Consider the following 17567-nt stretch of genomic DNA (forward strand, 5'->3'; position numbering starts at 1 on the left):
GTCACGAACGCGACTATAACGCGGCAACGGGGGCGGATGAAAGGTGTTTGTCGGACGATTCGACGCGCGTCTCGGGCCATGCGCGACGCCCGCGCGCGAACTAGACTGGATTCAGGGGCGGCGCGTCGCAAGCGTGCCGCCCGGGCGAGGATTGCCCGGCGGCGCCGGCCGACGGCGTCGCCGCGGTGCCATTGATGCGACGAACGAGGCGATGAGGCGAGGCGACGATGGCGCGCATGAATGCCGCTTCCGCATGGCCGCCGATGGCGCGCGCCGGCTGCGCGCGTGCCCGCACCCGTCCGCCGTGCCGCGCAACGCAAGCGTAGCGCGCACGTCCGGCCCGCTGCCATGGACAGGAAATTCGACTACCCGGGATTGCTGATCGCGGCGGGCTTCTTCGTGCTGTTCGCCGCGCAGTTGCTGATGCTGCGCCCGACGTCGGCGCCGATCGCGTACAGCGATTTCCACCAGCTCGTCGCCGCCCGGCTCGTCGACGATCTCGAAGTCGGCCCCGTATCGATCTCGGGCACGCTGAAGATGCCGCAGGCCGGCACGCTGCTGCCGGCGTCCGAAGCCGCGGCCGTGCGGCAGGCCGGCGCGCCGTGGCGCTTCACGACCAACCGCGTGACCGACGAGCACCTGACCGACACGCTGACCGCCGCCGGCATCCGCTATCGCGGTGCGTCCGACACGAGCTGGATCGCGTCGCTGGCGTCGTGGCTGCTGCCGCTCGTGCTGTTCGTGTTCATCTGGAACATGATGCTGCGCAGGCGCGGCGGGTTGCAGGATTTCACCGGAATGGGCAAGAGCCGTGCGCGGGTGTACGTGCAGCAGGAAACCGGCATCACGTTCGACGATATCGCGGGCATCGACGAAGCGAAGGCCGAACTGCAGCAGCTCGTCGCGTTCCTGCGCAACCCCGACCGTTACCAGCGGCTCGGCGGCAAGATTCCGAAGGGCGTGCTGGTGGTCGGCGCGCCGGGCACCGGCAAGACGCTGCTCGCGCGCGCGGTGGCCGGCGAGGCAGCCGTGCCGTTCTTCTCGATCAGCGGCTCGGCATTCGTCGAGATGTTCGTCGGCGTGGGCGCGGCGCGCGTGCGCGACCTGTTCGAGCAGGCGCAGCAGAAGGCGCCGTGCATCGTGTTCGTCGACGAACTCGATGCGCTCGGTAAGGTGCGCGGCGTCGGCCCGATGTCGGGCAACGACGAACGCGAGCAGACGCTCAACCAGCTGCTCGTCGAGATGGACGGCTTCCAGGCCGGCTCAGGCGTGATCATCATGGCCGCGACGAACCGGCCCGAGATCCTCGATCCCGCGCTGCTGCGGCCGGGCCGCTTCGATCGTCACATCGCGATTGACCGGCCCGACGTGAATGGCCGAAGGCAGATCCTCGGCGTGCACGTGAAGCGCGTGAAGCTCGCGGCCGACGTCGATCTCGGCGAACTCGCGTCGCGCACGCCGGGCTTCGTCGGCGCGGATCTCGCGAACGTCGTCAACGAGGCGGCGCTGCATGCAGCCGAACTCGGCAAGCCGGCGATCGGCATGGCCGATTTCGACGAGGCGATCGACCGCGCGTTGACGGGCCTCGAGCGCAAGAGCCGCGTGATGAACGCACAGGAGAAGCTGACCATCGCGTATCACGAGGCCGGCCACGCGCTCGTCGCGGAAAGCCGCACGCATTGCGATCCGGTGAAGAAGGTGTCGATCATTCCGCGCGGTGTCGCGGCGCTCGGCTATACGCAGCAGGTACCGACCGAGGATCGCTACGTGTTGCGCCGAAGCGAGCTGCTCGACCGGATCGATGCGCTGCTCGGCGGGCGGGTGGCCGAAGAACTCGTGTTCGGCGACGTGTCGACGGGCGCGCAGAACGATCTCGAGCGCGCGACCGCGATGGCGCGCCACATGGTCATGCAGTACGGGATGAGCGAGAAGATCGGGCTCGCGACGTTCGACGACGGCGATGCGCGCCAGGGCATACCGGGCGCGTGGCATGCGGGCGACGGGCGCTGCAGCGAGCACACCGCACGGATGATCGACGACGAGGTGCGCACGCTGCTGGCCGACGCGCACGCACGCGTCGCGGCAACGCTCGGCGAACGTCGCGATGCGCTCGAACGCATCGCGCGTCGGCTGCTGGAATGCGAAGTGCTCGAACGCGACGCGCTGCAGGCGCTGATCGACGGGCGCGTCGAACCGCCGGCCGCCACGACGCCGGCGCCGGGCGACGCAGCCGGCGCACGCGGCGGCACGGTCGAGACGGAGCAGGCGTCCGCGGTCGAGCGCGATTTCGTCGCGTACGGGCCGCCACGCGAACCCGATCGCTGAAGATCCCATGAATCGGCGAGCGGCGCGCGTCGAAGCGACTGCGTGCCGTCGTTCCTTTCCCCGTTGATCTCCACGGAGTCGCCATGAGCGAGGCGCACGTATCGGTCGATGTCGCGCAGCAGGCGCGTTTCTGTTTCGAAGTGGTATTTGCCGGCACGACGCTGGCGCCGGTGCTCACCGACGAACCGCCGCCGCTCGGCGACGGGCGCGGGCCGAACCCGATCCGGTTATTGGCGGCGGCCGTCGCGACCTGTCTCGCGGCGAGCCTGCTGTTCGCGCTGGAGAAGCAGCAGGTCGATCCGCAGCCGATTGCCGCGCACATCGACGTCGACATGGTGCGGAACGACGCGGGCCGGGTGCGCGTGGGCGCGATGTCGGTACGGCTGTCGATCGGCAAGACATGGGCCGGTCTCGCAGTCGCGACGCGCGTGCTCGATCAGTTCGATGCGTATTGCGTACTGACGGAGAGCCTGCGCGAAGGCATTCCGGTGTCGGTCGACCTGTGCGACGTGAACGGCGCGGCGCTCGAGCACGCGGCGACTGACGCGTGAGCGCGCGTCAGGCGGGTCAGGATTCGGTCGCGGCCGCGACTTCGGCCGCTTCGGCGAGCGCGTTGAGAAAGCGCGTGCGCCACCAGTGCACGTCGGTCTTGCGCACGATCGCCATCAGCGCCGCGTGACGCTGGCGGCGCTCTTCGAGCGGCATCGTGAGCGCGCGCTGGATCGCCTGCGCGGTGCCTTGCGTGTCGTACGGATTGACGAGCAGTGCCGACTTCAACTGTTCGGCCGCGCCGGCGAAACGCGACAGCACGAGCACGCCCGGATCGGCGGCATCCTGCGCGGCGAGAAATTCCTTCGCGACGAGGTTCATCCCGTCGCGCAGCGGCGTGACGAGCGCGACGCGGCTCGCGCGATAGAGACCCGGCAAGCGCTTGCGCGCGACGGTGCGGTGAATGTAGCGCATCGGCATCCATTCGAGTTCGCCGTAGTCGCCGTTGATCGCGCCGCACAGGCTGTCCATCTCGCGCCGCAGGTCGTCGTACGCGCCGAGATCCTCGCGGCTCGGCGCGGCGATCTGGATCAGCGTCGCGCGGTTGCGGTTCTCCGGATATTGCTCGAGCAATTGGCGGAATGCATTCACGCGCTGCGGCAGCCCCTTCGTGTAGTCGAGGCGGTCGACGCCGACCAGCAACTGGCGGCGCGAGTATTCATCGCGCATCCGCTCGAACATGTCGAGGCCGTCGCGATCGCGCGCGAGCGATTCGAACTCGTCGACGTTGATGCCGATCGGGAATGCGCCGGCCGACAGCGTGCGGCCGAACGCGCGCAGGCGGCCGTCGGGCAGACGCGCGGCGCCGGCTTCCGCTTCGACGTAATGCTCGAAGTGAAGCAGGTCCGACTCGGTCTGGAAGCCGACGAGATCGTAGGCGAACAGCGAACGCATCAGCCATTCGTGCTCCGGGATCGCGGCCATGATCGGCGGCGGCGGCATCGGAATGTGCAGGAAGAAGCCGATCGGATTCGTGCAGCCCATCGCGCGCAACTCGGCGGCGAGCGGAATCAGCTGGTAGTCGTGGACCCAGATGGTGTCGTCGGGCCGCAGCAGCGTGCGCAGCTTGCGCGCGAACAGCTGGTTCACGCGCCGGTAGCCGTCGGCGAAGCGGCGGTCGAACTGCGCGAGATCGAGCCGGTAGTGAAACACCGGCCACAGCACGTTGTTCGAATAACCGAGGTAGTACGCGTCGTAATCCTGCGGGTCGAGATCGATCGTCGCGAGCTGGATGCCGCCGACGTTCTGGATCTGCACCTCGTCGCCATGCGTGGGCTGATCGTCGCCGCCGCGCAGCCTCCCGCTCCAGCCGAACCAGACGCCGCCGGATTCCTGCAGGCTGTCCTTCACGGCGACGGCGAGCCCGCCGGCCGCGGCTTTACGGGGATCTGCAATGCGATTGGATACGACGACGAGTCGGCTCACCAGCTCTCCTGACGATTGTTGAGGGAAAGGTTCGTGCGGCCGTGGCGCGAGAAGCAGACGCCGCCATCGACGCGCGATGCGCGCAGAACGATGGGGCCGCAATGCGATCGGACGGGAATCAGGGCACGCGATTCGCCGTTCGAACGGGGAGTGCTTTTTTAAGCATACTCGTCATTCGGCTGTTTTAAAAGTCTGCATCGGCGCGCGATGCGCGTGCGAATGCAGCGCGATCTCCATGTCGCCGGTGTGGCAACGTGAGAAACACGGGCGGGATCGAAACTTGCGCGACGCTGCAAACGCAGCGTGGGCCATCCGATGTGGAGAAGAGCGCATCGCACGCCATCGTTCGTGATGGCGCGCATTGCCGGACACGCGCACGATGCCGCGCCGCCCGGTAGAAACGACCGCCGATAATGCGGTTACGCCGACGTGCGCGTTACACGCACGCGTGCCGCGAACGCGCGGCACGAATCGGCGCAGCGCGACGTCGCGCATGAGAACTGGCCGTGCCAGTCAGCGACGATACGCAGCTGCACCGCGTGCCGCGTGCGGCCGCGCATCGCGCGGTGCGCGCAAGCGTGACGCAGGCGGATCGGCGGAGCAGCGGGCGCATCGTCGTCTCCTTGCGGTATCGGTTACGCGGTTCCGCGGCTACGCAGCGGCCGGTTGCCAGTGATGCACGGCGGGCGCTTGCGCGTATTCACCCGGCGACGCCCCGTGCGTGCCGGACGGCATCCGGAACGCGGCAACCGTTTCGGACAGCTCGCGGCCTTGCGCCTCGAGCGACTTCGATGCGGCCGCGGCCTGCTCGACGAGCGCCGCGTTCTGCTGGGTCGTCTCGTCCATCTGCGTGATCGTCAGGTTCACCTGGTCGATGCCGCGGCTCTGCTCGGCCGACGCGGCCGCGATCTCGCCCATGATGTCCGTCACGCGCGCGACGGCCTGCGTGACGTCCGACATCGTCTTGCCGGCTTCGCCCGCGAGTTCGGAACCGTCGCGGATCGTCTGCACCGATGCGGAGATCAGTTCCTTGATCTCCTTCGCCGCCGTCGACGAACGTTGCGCGAGGCTGCGCACCTCACTTGCGACCACCGCGAAGCCGCGCCCCTGTTCGCCCGCACGCGCGGCTTCGACGGCCGCGTTCAGCGCAAGGATGTTGGTCTGGAACGCGATGCCTTCGATGATGCCCGTGATGTCCGCGATCTTCGACGAGCTTTGGCCGATCTCCGTCATCGTGTCGACCACGCGGCCGACCACCGCGCTGCCGCGCTGCGCGACGTCCGACGCGTTCGCGGCGAGCGAGCTGGCCTGTTGCGCGTTCTCCGCATTCAAGCGCACCGTCGACGTGAATTCCTCCATCGTCGCGGCGGTTTCCTGCAGCGACGCGGCCTGTTCCTCGGTGCGCTGGCTCAGGTCGAGGTTGCCCGATGCGATCTCGCTGACCGCGTGCGCGATGCTGTTCGACGAATCGCGCACGCGGCCGACGATGCCGATCAGCCGCTCGTTCATCGTTCGCAGCGCGTCGAGCAGATCGCGCGTCTCGTCGTTGCCGCTCACGTTGATGCGGCTGCCGAGATCGCCGTTCGCGACCGTGCGCGCGACGTCCACGGCCGAGCCGATCGGTAGCGTGATCTTGCGCGTCAGCCACAGGCCGCCGCATGCCGCGACCACGACCGCGATCAGGCAGATGCCGGCCAGCAGGTTGCGTTCCATCACATAGCGATCCGCGAATTGCTGCGCGATCGCGAGCTCGCGCTCATGCGTATAGGTTGCGTATGCATCGGTTGCGCGCACCAGTTGCGCGAGCAGCGGCCGGCAGTTGTCGTCGATGTCGGCGGTCGCCTCATCCTTCTTGCCGGCCTGCGCGAGCCCGACGATGCGCAGGGCGACGGGCCCGTAGCTGGCTTCGATGCGCACGATGTCGGCCACCAGTTCGCGTGCGCGATCGGAGGTGTCCGTCGCGTTCGCCATCAGGTCCTTGAGCTTCGCGAGGTGATCCTGCACGTCCTTGTGCGCCTGGTTCACCTCGGCCAGTTCGAGCTCGACGTCGGACGGTTTGGTCACGAGCACGAGGTTGCGCGCGGCGATCGCGCGCCGGTCGACCGCGGTGCGGATTTGCGCGGAAACGGTCGCCCGCGCATTGATGCCGCTCATGTAGCGGGAAAATTCGGCGTTCGTATCGGATAGCGCCTTGAGTGCCATGCCCGACACGATCACGACGACCGCGGCGAGCAGGCCGAAGCCGCCAAGGAGTTTTGTCTTGATGCTCATTCTGGCGATTTTCACAGTGTGCCTCTGTGCGTGTGGTTGACGAATTGGATTTATTGTTCGACCAGATACGGGCTCGTGTCGGCATTAACGGGTATCCGGGATGATTCTTTACCCTTCGAAAACCCTGATATTAGTTTTTTTAGCACTGGAAACCCTGCCAGTCGGGCGTTCTTGATTTGGATCAAAAATCCCTGGAGCGCCCGTAATTCAACGGTTTATATGTGAAACTTGAAACCGGTTTTATTGGGTGAAACAAAAAACAGTCTTTTTGTTAATAATTGTCTGATGAATTTGTTTCGATTTATGGATGAATAAAAGAATTTTCGTTGTGCGCTAATTGGGGATGGAATCGATGCGCGCCATCGGCGTGTGCCGCGCGATTGGCGGTCATGGCGGATCAACAGAAACTCGCGACGCAGGGAGGGGCGCCGGAGAAAAGGCCCGCGACGGGCGCCGCGGACCACGAGAGGGTCAGAACGTAGTGCGCAACCCGGCCATCACGCTGCGACCGCCTTGCGGCGCGAAGCCGCGCACGACCGAGGTCGAATAGCGAATCTCCTGGTTCGTCAGGTTGTCGCCGCGCAGGTACGCGAGCCAGTGCGTCGGGCCGACGCGGAACGTGTAGGTGAGCATCACGCCGAGCGACGTGTAGCCGTCCGTCGAATAATCGTTGTCGGGCACGCGGTGCTGCGACCACGCATGCGTGACCTGTGCACGCGCACCGAACGGGCCGTAACCGTAGTCGGCCGCGAGCGTCGCGCGCAGCGGCGCGATGCGCGGCAGCGGCTGGCCCGTGTCGACGTTGCGCGCATGCGTGTAGTCGGCGGTCAGTTCGAGATCGACCGTGTGGCCGCGCCGCGCGAACGCGCGCCACTTGCCGTCCAGCTCGATGCCGTAGAACTCGGCACGCACGCCGCGATAGATCGCCTCGTTGAGCGAGCCGTCGGTACCGGGCGCGACCGGCTCGCCGTCGTCGTTCACGACGCGGCCGGTGTTGTACTCGGTCAGGTAGTTCGAGAAGCGGTTGTAGAACACGCCGACGCTGCCGCGATTCGGGCCGCTCGCGTAGCGCAGCGACAGGTCGGTCGACACCGCCTTTTCCTTCGACGCGTTCGGGTTGCCGATCAGGAACTGGCCGGTGGCATCGTGCGGGCCGTTCGAATACAGCTCGTAGAAGGTCGGCGCGCGTTCGGTGTACGCGACGTTGGCCGCCACCGACCACACGGGCGTCAGCGAGAACAGTGCGCCGGCCGACAGGCTGCCCGCGTTGAATTCGCGCGGCTGCGCCCCCGCGAATTTCTCGACGCCGGCCGGATCGGGATCGACCTTCACGTGTTCGAAGCGGCCGCCGAGGCTCAGCTTGAGCGCCGGGACGACCTGCCATTCCTCGAGGCCGAACAGCGCGACGCTGTTCGTGCGCGTGGACGGCACGAGCAATTCGTCGCCAAGCGCGGAGAACGTGTTCTGGCCGAACTGCACGCCGATCGCGCCTTCGAACGGGCCGATCTTGCGATGCGTTGCCTCGATGCGGGCTTCGTAGCCGCGATTGCGGAAGGTGGTCGCGGTTTCGCCATTGTCGACTTCCTTGTGCCGGTAGTCGGTGTACGCGAAGTCGAACTTCAGCTTCGTGAACGGCCCGCTCAGGTTACGCACCTCGGACGCAAGCGCGAGGCGTTCCTGGCGCATCCGCAGCCGCACGTCGCTTTCCGCGACGGAGCCGTAGTTGGATTCGTAGCCGCTGTAGGACAGGCCCGCGAAGCCGTCCGCCCACGTGTACGACGCGCCGACCGCGCCGCCGTGCACGCGGCCATCGCTGTTCGGTACGTTGCCGTACGGCTGCGGCGCGTCGGGGCCGTCGATCGCGCGTTGTGCGCCGCTGCGCGCGTAGCCGGGAATCCGCAGCTTGCTCGTCTCGCGGTCGAACGCATCGACGTGGAACGCGAAGCGGCCGTTGCCGCCTTCGACCTGCGCGGCGCCCGCGCGCACCGAGTTCGCGCCGCCGTAGCGCGCGTCGAGCGCGCCCGTCACGCCCTGGATCGCTTCGCGCGGAATCCGGTTGTCGATCGTGTTGACGACGCCGCCCACCGCATTGCCGCCGTACAGCAGCGCGGCCGGGCCGCGCACGATCTCGACGCGTTCGATCGACAGCGGGTCCTGCGGCACCGCGTGGTCGTACGACAGCGACGACGCGTCGTACGCCGCGACGCCGTTCTGCAGCAGCCGGATCCGGTCGCCATCCATTCCGCGGATGATCGGGCGACCGACCATCGGCCCGTAGGTGGTGGTCGACACACCGGGCAGCCCGTTCAGCGTTTCGCCGAGCGAATCGGCCTGGCGGCGGGTCAGCGCATCGCCGGAAAGCTGGGCGGTCGGCGCGGTCAGTTCGTTGTCGCCGAGCGGGTTCGCGGTCACGAAGATCGGGGCGAGCGCGGTGGTCGGCGGCGTGCCGGACACGGCGGGCGGTTCGGTCTGCGCGTGCGCGACGGCGGCGAACAGCATCAGCGAAAGGGAAGAGAGCGGGCGAAGCGGTAGACGAGGGAGGTCGCGCATGGTCGGTGAATCGGTTGGAATCGGATCGGATAACGAGCGATGCGGGTCACGGCTAGATACGATATATTGTTGCGTCTGTGACGCGCAGTGACCCGTTGGAACATGGCTCGGCGAGGCTCGGCCACCCACAGTGGAACGGCGTCAGGCGAACGAGCACGCGAAATGATATGTTATATCATTTCGAAATCCAAGCCGGATGGCGGGATCCTGTCGGGTTTCTGTCGGATGGGTGGAATGGCGGTGGGAGTGGAAATCGTCCGCGCGGTGTTCGGAGCGATCGCCTGAACCGGATGACGCGATGCGCACGCCGACGCCAACGCCGACGCGTTGCCGATACGCCGGCCAGGTGCGTGCAGCCCGCGTTCGGTGACCGTCGAAGCGGTCCGCCGGAAGCAGCCCTGCGCTGATCGATGCAGCGGGCGCTGACCTCCGCGCCTGAGCCAGGCGGCAGCGCGATTCCGCGTCGCGCGACGGTGCGACGTCTTGTAGCGGTGGCCATCGCCGTGCATTGCCCCGCGTGTTGATACGTATCAACGTCGTTCGATTCCGAAGCCGGATACTGGATCGCTCATCGACCAGGCAGGAGCGACCCATGACCCAAACCATGAAAGCGGCCGTCGTGCACGCATTCGGCGAACCACTGCGCATCGAGGAAGTGCCCGTGCCGACGCCGGGGCCCGGCCAGATCCTCGTCAACATCAAGGCGTCGGGCGTGTGCCATACCGATCTGCACGCGGCCGATGGCGACTGGCCGGTCAAGCCGACGTTGCCGTTCATTCCGGGGCATGAAGGCGTGGGCATCGTCGCGGCGGTCGGTGCGGGCGTCACGCACGTGCGCGAGGGGGATCGCGTGGGCGTGCCGTGGCTCTATACGGCCTGCGGCCATTGCGAGTACTGCCACACGGGCTGGGAAACGCTGTGCCACGGCCAGCAGAACACCGGTTATTCGGTGAACGGCAGCTACGCGGAATACGTGCTGGCCGATCCCGACTACGTCGGCCATTTGCCCGCGCAGGTTGCGTTCGACGAGATCGCGCCGATCCTGTGTGCGGGTGTCACCGTCTACAAGGGCATTCGCGTCACCGATACGCGCCCGGGCCAGTGGCTCGCGATCTCCGGCATCGGCGGCCTCGGGCACGTGGCCGTGCAGTATGCGCGTGCGATGGGCCTGCACGTCGCGGCCATCGATATTTCACCCGACAAGCTCGCGCTGGCGCGGCAGCTCGGCGCGGAACTGACGATCGACGCGTCGACCGACGATCCGGCCAAGGTGATCCAGAAGGAGATCGGCGGTGCGCACGGCGTGCTCGTCACGGCCGTGTCGCGCAGCGCGTTCGCGCAGGCGCTCGGGATGGTGCGGCGCGGCGGCACGGTGGCGCTCAACGGCTTGCCGCCGGGCGATTTCCCGTTGCCGATCTTCTCGACCGTGCTGAACGGCATCACCGTGCGCGGGTCGATCGTCGGTACGCGGCGCGACCTGCAGGAATCGCTCGACTTCGCGGCCGACGGCCTGGTGCGCGCGCATATCCATCGCGACCGGCTCGGCAACATCAACGACGTGTTCGCGAAGCTGCGCGAAGGCAAGGTCGACGGGCGCATCGTGCTGACGGACATGCGTTGACGTGATGCGCGCAGCGCACGTGCCGTCAATGAAACGACGGCGCCACGCTGCTCAACGTTCCGCCGGAAATCGCTCCTGCAACGCATGCAGCCAGCGCGCGACGACGTCGAGTTCGTCGTCGGAAAACCCGTCGCACAGCTTGCCGTTGAGTTCGCGCAGCAGCACGCGCGCACGCTTGAGCGCGGCGTGGCCTGCGTCGGTGAGGTACAGGCGCGTCGCGCGGCCGTCGTCCGAATCGGCGTGGCGCGTAATGAGGCCGGCTTTCGCCATCCGGTCGGCGAGCCCCGTCATCGCGGACGGCGCGAGCTGCAGCGCGGCGCCGACTTCACCGATCAGCGCGCCATCCTGTTTCGCGAGACAGAACAATGCACCGGCCTGCGCGGCGCTCGCGCGCGTCTCGGTCTCCGCCTTGCGGTCGATCCAGCGCTGCACGCGCCGCTGGCCGATGTTCAACATGAAAAACAGTCGTCGTTCTTCGCTCAAGCTGGGTTCCCGGCTGCAATGGAAAGGGAGGGGCGGCCCGCGGTTCGCGTCGTGTCGAGCGCCTGCGCGAGCCAGTCGGCCACGTCGGGCCACAGCACGGTGCCGGCGCGGCTGCGGAAGAAGCCCATGTGCCCGACCGGGCCGCTGCCCGCCGCGTGCGGATCGATCTGGCGGCGTTCGACCGTCGCGCGGGTCAGATAGCTTACCAGCAGCCCGATCGCAGGCGGGTTCGCCCACGGGTCGTCGTCGAAGCCGAGCGCGAGGATCGGCAACTGCTGTTTCGCGTAACGCTCGGCCGCGCCGAGTGTCGGATCGTCGAAGAAATAGTGCGGCAGCGTGGTCCAGCGGCTCCATTCGCGGAACACGCCCGCCGGCATGTCCTCGCCGAGCCCGAGCCGCTTGCCGGGCACGTAGCCGAGCAGCGCCGCCATCAGCGGGCCGAGCACGCGCAGGATCAGCCGCACTTTCAGGCGTTCGGCCGCCTGCGTGATCAGCCGCGTGCTGCCCGCATGCGCGGCGACCAGCACGGCCGCACGCAGGTGCGGCGTCGCGGCGGACAGCCCGATCGCGTGCCCGCCGACGCTGTGCCCGACCGCCAGCAGCGGCAAGCCTGCGTACGCCTGCCGCGCCCACGCGGTCGCGGCGCCCACGTCGAGTTCCATCCAGTCGCGCATGCGGGCCTTCAACGCATCCAGGCGCGCGGGGCGAGACGCGCCGATGCCGCGATAGTTGTAGGTGAGCGCCGCGAAGCCGCGTTCGGTCAGGAAGCGCGCGAAGCCTGCATACAGCCGCTCCGGCACGGCCGTTGCCGGATGGATCAGCACCAGCGCGCGCGGCGGCGCGTCCGGCGACCACAGCGTGCCGTGCAGCGCGTAGCCGTCGGCGGCGGAAAACTCGATGGGCTCGGAGGTCATGGCTGCCTTCGTGACGGGTAGTTATTTCGTATGCGAAATATAGTCCGTGAGTTATTTCGCGCACGAAATATCTGTCGAGGATTCATTCGAACCGGGTTCCCTCGAGCGCGGCCGGCGGCAGCCGGCGACGCCTGCCGATTCATAAAACATTTGCATCTTTTCATAGAAGAATATTGCGTTTGTTTCATGATGAAGATCGACGTATCTTTGGCGGTTCCATCCGTTCCGCCGGCTGTCGTGCACGGCGGGCCACGGGGCGCCGCCCTCGTGCGGCCGTCCGCCAACCCTTCTGGGAGATCACGTTGTTGAGTCGAATCGTCACGGCACTCTTGCTGGCGCTTGCCGCGCAGCCGGGCTTTGCCAAGGACACCGTCACGCTGCGCGTCGGTGAACAGAACTACTTCAACATCCAGGCGTCGATGGAGGCGTCCGGCGTGCTGAAGGACCTGCCTTACACGATCGAGTGGAAGCATTTCCAGGCCGCGGCGCCCGTCGCCGAATCGCTGAACGGCAATGCGATCGACGTGGGCTTCCTCGGCGATTCCGCGCTGCTCACGCTGGCCGCGCGCGGCGCGCCGGTGAAGGTCGTCGCCGTGTCGCGGCAGAGCCTCGACGGCGTCGCGATTCTCGTGCCGAAGGATTCGCCGGTGCGCACCGTGGCCGACCTGCAAGGCAAGACCATCGCCGTGTGGCGCGGCGCGTGGAGCCAGCAGCTCGTGCTGCGCGCGCTCGAACACGCGGGCTTGCGCGCGGATTCGGTCAAGTACGCGTACCTGATGCCGATCGATGCGACCAACGCGCTCGCGAACGGCTCGGTCGACGCCGTGTCGCTGTGGGAGCCGTTCGTCAGCACACTCGCGTTGCGGCAGGGCGCGCGGCCCGTGACGACCGCGCAGGGGCTGATGCCGGCGCTGAGCTTCGTCGCCGCGAACGAGCAGGCCGTCTCCGGCAAGCGCGCCGAGATCACCGATTTCCTGCGGCGCGTGGTGGCCGCGCGCCAGTGGGTCGACAACCACCCGCGCGAGTACGCGGACCTGTGGGCGAAGCGCGCGAAGCTCGAACCCGACGTCGCGTACCGCTGGCTCAACCATGCGAAGCAGCGCGTCGGCCCGGTCGACGAGACGGCCGCGAAGGACGCGCAGAACACGGCCGACTTCCTGCACAAGGCCGGCGTGATTCCGGTCGCGTACGACACGTCGAAGCTGCTCGACCGCTCGTATGCGGGCGCGTTCGCGGCGCCCGCGCAGAAGACGGCCGCCGCGCAGTGACCATGCGGCAGCAATCCCGACTTCCACGATTCCCGATCAAGCACCCCAAGGACATTCCGACATGCCAGTCGACATCATCGGCATGATCACCGCGACACCCGGCGCGGAGGTCGACGTACCGGGCGGCGCGGCCGTCCAGCCCGACTACGTGCGCCGCTTCGCGCAGGCGCACGAGGCCGCCGGCTTCGACCAGATCCTGGTCGGCCATTTCAGCAACGCGGCGGACGGCTTCATCGTCGCGTCGTTCGCGGCCGCCGCGACCGAACGCATCCGCCTCCTGCTCGCGCACCGGCCGGGCGTGATCGTGCCGTCGGCCGCCGCACGGCAGATCGCGACGCTCGACGTGTTCAGCGGTGGCCGGCTCGCACTGAACGTCGTGTCGGGCGGCGACGACGCGGACCTGCAGCGCGACGGCGATTTCGTTCCGCACGACGCGCGCTACCGCCGCACCCGCGAATATCTCGACGTGCTGAAACGGATCTGGCAGGCCGACGCGCCGGTCGACCACGAGGGCGCGTTCTACCGGCTGCGCGGCGCGTCGCCGCTCGTGAAGGGCGCGCAGCGGCCGCACGTGCCGATCTATTTCGGCGGATCGTCGCCGGCCGCGCTGGCGGTCGCGGGCGAGCATGCCGATGTCTACATGACGTGGGGCGAGCCGCTCGCGTCGGTGCGCGAGCAGATCGCGCGCGTGCGGGCTGCCGCCGCGCCGTTCGGGCGGGCGCCGCGTATCAGCGTGTCGTTCCGGCCGATCGTGGCCGACACCGAGGCGGCCGCATGGGAGAAAGCCGAGGCGATCCGTGAGCGCGTGCGCGCGGCGCGGCTCGCGAACGGCCAGCCGATCGCCGGTCATGCGCCGCAGAATGCGGGCTCGCAACGGCTGATGGCGGCGGCCGCGCAGGGTGACGTGCTCGACGAGCGGCTGTGGATGGGTGTCGCGAACCTGACCGGCGCGCGCTGGAATTCGACTGCGCTGGTCGGCACGCCCGAACAGGTCGCGCGGGCGCTCGGCGCATATTACCGGCTCGGTGTGTCGACGTTCCTGATTCGCGGGTTCGATCCGCTGGACGATGCGCTCGATTACGGGCGCGAGCTGATTCCGGCGATTCATGCGCACGTCGCGGAACTCGACCGGTATCACGCGGCGGTGACGGCGTAGGTCCCACCGCCCACGATGTTGCTTCGAAGCGCCCCGGCATGGCCATCGTGGAATGCCGGGGCGATGTCATGTCGGGCATCGCCCCATCGACGCCGTCAAAACGACGGCAACCCCGGCGGATTGGTTTCCGCACGCGCAATCGCTTCACTCTGCAGGCCCCAGCGTGCGAGCGCCTGCCCATAGCGGCCACTCCCGATCAGCGCATTCGTCGCGACCGTCAGCGCGGGCGCGAGCCCGCTGCCGCGCCGCGTCGCGATCGCCACGTCGGCGTTGGCCGGCCAGCCCGCATTGACGACGCCGACGCGGCGGATCTTGCCTGTGCGCGCGGCCTCGTACGCGAGCGACGCGTTCGGGTTCAGCTCCGCATCGGCACGGCCCGACAGCAGCGCGACGCGCGACGCCGCATCGTCGTCGAAGTAGAGCAGCTCGGCCGGCTTCAGCCCCTGCGCCACGTTGCGCTTGTTCCACTCGAGCAGGATGCGCTCCTGGCTCGTCCCCGCGCCGGTGATGATGCGCAGGCCGGCGATGTCCTTCGGCTCGGCGAGCTTCGCGATCGGGCTGCCGGTGCGCACGTAGAAGCCGTGCAGCCCGAGCCGGTAGGTCGTGAAATCGTATTTTTCCTTGCGCTTCTCGGTCACGCCGACGTTCGAGATCACCGCGTCGTACTTGCCGGACGTCAGCCCGAGCGGCCAGTCGGCCCACGCGATCGGCAGCAGCACGAGCGTGCGGCCGAGTGCGTCGGCGACGAGCTGCGCATAGTCGGGATCGGCGCCGACCACGGTGCGTGCGTCGGTCGCGTAGGTCGACACGGGCGGCGCATGCGGTGAAATCGCGACCGTGAACGCGCCGTCGCGAACCCAGCGGTAGCCGGCTGCCGCACGGATCGCCGCGTCGTCGGGTTGCGCGCGCGGGCGGCCGGCCTGGCGCGGATCGAGATCCGCGGTCGCGGCGGCAGCATGTACCGCGCGCCACGGAAGGCTGCCCGCTGCCGCGACCAGCGCGGCGGTCATGAACTGGCGTCGGTCGGTCATCGTGCGGCACCTCGCAGGTAGGCAGCGGCGCGCATCACAGCACCCGCGACAGGAACGCACGCGTCCGCGGATGCGACGGCGCATCGAGCACGACGGCCGGCGGCCCGGCTTCGACGATGCGCCCGCGCTCCATGAACAGCACGTTGTCCGCGACTTCGCGCGCGAAGCCGATCTCGTGCGTGACGATCACGAGCGTCGTGCCCGAACGCGCGAGTTCCTTGATCACGTCGAGCACCTCGTTGACGAGCTCGGGATCGAGCGCCGACGTCGGCTCGTCGAACAGCAGCACCTTCGGACGCAGCGCGAGCGCCCGCGCGATCGCGACGCGCTGCTGCTGGCCGCCCGACAACTGGCGCGGATACGCATCGGCCTTGTCCGCGAGGCCGACGCGCGCGAGCAGCGTGCGGGCGACGCGTTCGGCGGCGTCGCGCGTGATGCCGCCGACGACGACCGGCGCTTCGATCAGGTTCTCCAGCACGGTCAGGTGCGGGAACAGGTTGAAGTTCTGGAACACCATCCCGACGGCCGTGCGCCGCGTCAGCACGTCGCGCTCCTTCAGTTCGTAGAGCACGTCGCCGTCGCGGCGATAGCCGATCAGTTCGCCGTCGATGTCGATGTAGCCGTCGTCGACGCGTTCGAGATGGTTGATCGTGCGCAGCAGCGTCGACTTGCCCGAGCCCGACGGCCCGACGATCGCGGTCACGCTGCCGCGCGGCGCGACGAACGACACGTTGTCGAGCACGCGCTGCATGCCGAACTGCTTCGACACGCCATGCACGGCCACTTCGCCGCCGGCGCGCGGTGCGACGGCGGTCGCCGCGTCGCTATCGCCGTGGGCCTGCGCGACCGATGCCGCGCGACGGGACGCCACACGCCGCCACAGCGCGCCGATACGCGCAAGCGCGAACGTGATGACGGACGGCGGCGGATTGCGCAGCGCGCCGCGCGCATAGTGCCGCTCGACCTGCACCTGGATGGCCGACAGCACGGTCAGGATGATCAGGTACCAGACGGTCGCGACCATCAGCAACGGAATCACTTCGAGATTGCGGCGATAGATCACCTGTACCGTATAGAACAGCTCGGGCATCGCGAGCACGTAGACCATCGACGTGCCTTTCGCGAGCGAGATCAGGTCGTTGAACGCGGTCGGCAGGATCGCGCGCATCGCCTGCGGCAGCACGATTCGCGTGGTCTGGCGGCCGCGCGGCAGCCCGAGCGCGGCGGCCGCCTCGAGCTGGCCCTGGTCGACCGCGAGAATGCCGCCGCGAATCACCTCCGCGGAAAACGCCGCGTGGTTCAGCGTGAGGCCGAGCACGGCCGCGAGGAACGGGCTGATCAGGTCGGTGGTCGGCGTATCGAACCAGACGATGTCGGTGAACGGCACGCCGAGCCGCACATGCTCGTACAGGTAGCCGAGGTTGTTCAGGATCAGCAGCAGCACGATCAGCGGAATCGAGCGGAACAGCCACACGAAGGTCCACGCGCTCGCCGACAGCAGCCGCGAACGCGACAGCCGGGCCAGCGCGACGAACGCGCCGAGCACGAGGCCGAACACCGCGCCGAGCAGCGTCAGCACCAGCGTGCGCGCGAGTCCCGACAGCACCGGCGGCGACAGGAACCATTCGGCGAATACCGGCCAGCCCCATTGCGGGTTGCCGAGAATCGAGTGCAGGACGATCGCGATCAGCGCGACGGCGAGCACGGTGCCGGCCGTGCGCGACCGGTGGCGCGCGGGCACGATCCGGAAACGCGTGCCGGCGTCGCGCGCGCCGGGGGAAGAGAGCGGCGGCAGCGCGCCGCCGAGGTGGGTCGTGTCGCTCATGTCGGTGGAAATCCTCGAATCGGTCGGGCGTGCTGTTCTTCCTGCTGACGATCCTCGGCGCGCGCGGCGTGGTGGTGCGGCTGATTCCGGTGCAGATCAAGCTCGGGCTTGGCGCGTCGATCGGGTTGTTCGTGACGATGCTCGGGCTG

13 protein-coding genes are annotated in these 17567 nt (G+C 68.1%); 5 read left to right on the forward strand and 8 right to left on the reverse strand.

Annotated features, from left to right (window positions below; genetic code table 11):
- The first annotated feature begins 348 nt into the window (after positions 1-348).
- Together ftsH and G3N96_RS05690 are read left to right on the forward strand one after the other, a co-directional pair.
- Positions 349-2325, forward strand: a complete 1977-nt coding sequence (gene ftsH / locus G3N96_RS05685; RefSeq protein WP_206136590.1) for an ATP-dependent zinc metalloprotease FtsH — start codon at positions 349-351, stop codon at positions 2323-2325.
- Between the two features lie 83 nt (positions 2326-2408).
- Positions 2409-2876 carry an OsmC family protein gene (locus tag G3N96_RS05690; RefSeq protein WP_206136591.1) on the forward strand — a complete coding sequence of 156 codons (468 nt, stop codon included), beginning with the start codon at positions 2409-2411 and terminating at the stop codon, positions 2874-2876.
- Positions 2877-2892: 16 nt separating this feature from the next.
- Here the strand turns inward: G3N96_RS05690 and otsA are convergent, their stop codons facing one another.
- The 4 genes from otsA to G3N96_RS05710 form a co-directional block, all read right to left on the reverse strand.
- Positions 2893-4299, reverse strand: coding sequence for an alpha,alpha-trehalose-phosphate synthase (UDP-forming) (gene otsA, locus G3N96_RS05695; RefSeq protein ID WP_124576972.1), 1407 nt, complete (start codon positions 4297-4299; stop codon positions 2893-2895).
- Positions 4300-4470: 171 nt separating this feature from the next.
- Entirely contained in the window at positions 4471-4794 is a 324-nt protein-coding gene (locus G3N96_RS05700) for a hypothetical protein (RefSeq protein ID WP_206136592.1), read from the reverse strand.
- Positions 4795-4950: 156 nt separating this feature from the next.
- Positions 4951-6570 carry a methyl-accepting chemotaxis protein gene (locus tag G3N96_RS05705; protein ID WP_206136593.1) on the reverse strand — a complete coding sequence of 540 codons (1620 nt, stop codon included), beginning with the start codon at positions 6568-6570 and terminating at the stop codon, positions 4951-4953.
- 471 nt (positions 6571-7041) lie between these two features.
- The gene (locus G3N96_RS05710) at positions 7042-9120 is read right to left on the reverse strand and encodes a TonB-dependent receptor (RefSeq protein ID WP_241022498.1); all 2079 of its coding nucleotides are present in this window, start codon (positions 9118-9120) and stop codon (positions 7042-7044) included.
- Between the two features lie 592 nt (positions 9121-9712).
- On the opposite strand from G3N96_RS05710, the gene adhP reads away from it, so the two are divergent.
- On the forward strand, positions 9713-10741 hold the full coding sequence (adhP, locus tag G3N96_RS05715) for an alcohol dehydrogenase AdhP (protein ID WP_206136594.1): 1029 nt from the start codon (positions 9713-9715) through the stop codon (positions 10739-10741).
- Positions 10742-10792: 51 nt separating this feature from the next.
- Here adhP and G3N96_RS05720 read toward each other — a convergent pair whose 3' ends face one another.
- Together G3N96_RS05720 and G3N96_RS05725 are read right to left on the reverse strand one after the other, a co-directional pair.
- Positions 10793-11224 carry a MarR family transcriptional regulator gene (locus tag G3N96_RS05720; RefSeq protein WP_124576966.1) on the reverse strand — a complete coding sequence of 144 codons (432 nt, stop codon included), beginning with the start codon at positions 11222-11224 and terminating at the stop codon, positions 10793-10795.
- Positions 11221-12138 carry an alpha/beta hydrolase gene (locus G3N96_RS05725; protein WP_206136595.1) on the reverse strand — a complete coding sequence of 306 codons (918 nt, stop codon included), beginning with the start codon at positions 12136-12138 and terminating at the stop codon, positions 11221-11223. Before G3N96_RS05725 ends, G3N96_RS05720 begins: the two co-directional genes overlap by 4 nt.
- A 302-nt stretch (positions 12139-12440) precedes the next feature.
- On the opposite strand from G3N96_RS05725, the gene G3N96_RS05730 reads away from it, so the two are divergent.
- Both G3N96_RS05730 and G3N96_RS05735 read left to right on the forward strand, forming a co-directional pair.
- Positions 12441-13406 carry an ABC transporter substrate-binding protein gene (locus G3N96_RS05730; protein WP_124576962.1) on the forward strand — a complete coding sequence of 322 codons (966 nt, stop codon included), beginning with the start codon at positions 12441-12443 and terminating at the stop codon, positions 13404-13406.
- 61 nt (positions 13407-13467) lie between these two features.
- Positions 13468-14562, forward strand: a complete 1095-nt coding sequence (locus tag G3N96_RS05735; protein WP_206136596.1) for an LLM class flavin-dependent oxidoreductase — start codon at positions 13468-13470, stop codon at positions 14560-14562.
- A gap of 95 nt (positions 14563-14657) precedes the next feature.
- Here the strand turns inward: G3N96_RS05735 and G3N96_RS05740 are convergent, their stop codons facing one another.
- Positions 14658-15593 carry an ABC transporter substrate-binding protein gene (locus G3N96_RS05740; RefSeq protein ID WP_206136597.1) on the reverse strand — a complete coding sequence of 312 codons (936 nt, stop codon included), beginning with the start codon at positions 15591-15593 and terminating at the stop codon, positions 14658-14660.
- A gap of 34 nt (positions 15594-15627) precedes the next feature.
- Positions 15628-17418, reverse strand: coding sequence for an amino acid ABC transporter permease/ATP-binding protein (locus G3N96_RS39665; RefSeq protein WP_206136598.1), 1791 nt, complete (start codon positions 17416-17418; stop codon positions 15628-15630).
- Positions 17419-17567 lie beyond the last annotated feature (149 nt).

The organism is Burkholderia sp. Se-20373 (assembly GCF_017104705.1).
GTDB lineage: Bacteria > Pseudomonadota > Gammaproteobacteria > Burkholderiales > Burkholderiaceae > Burkholderia.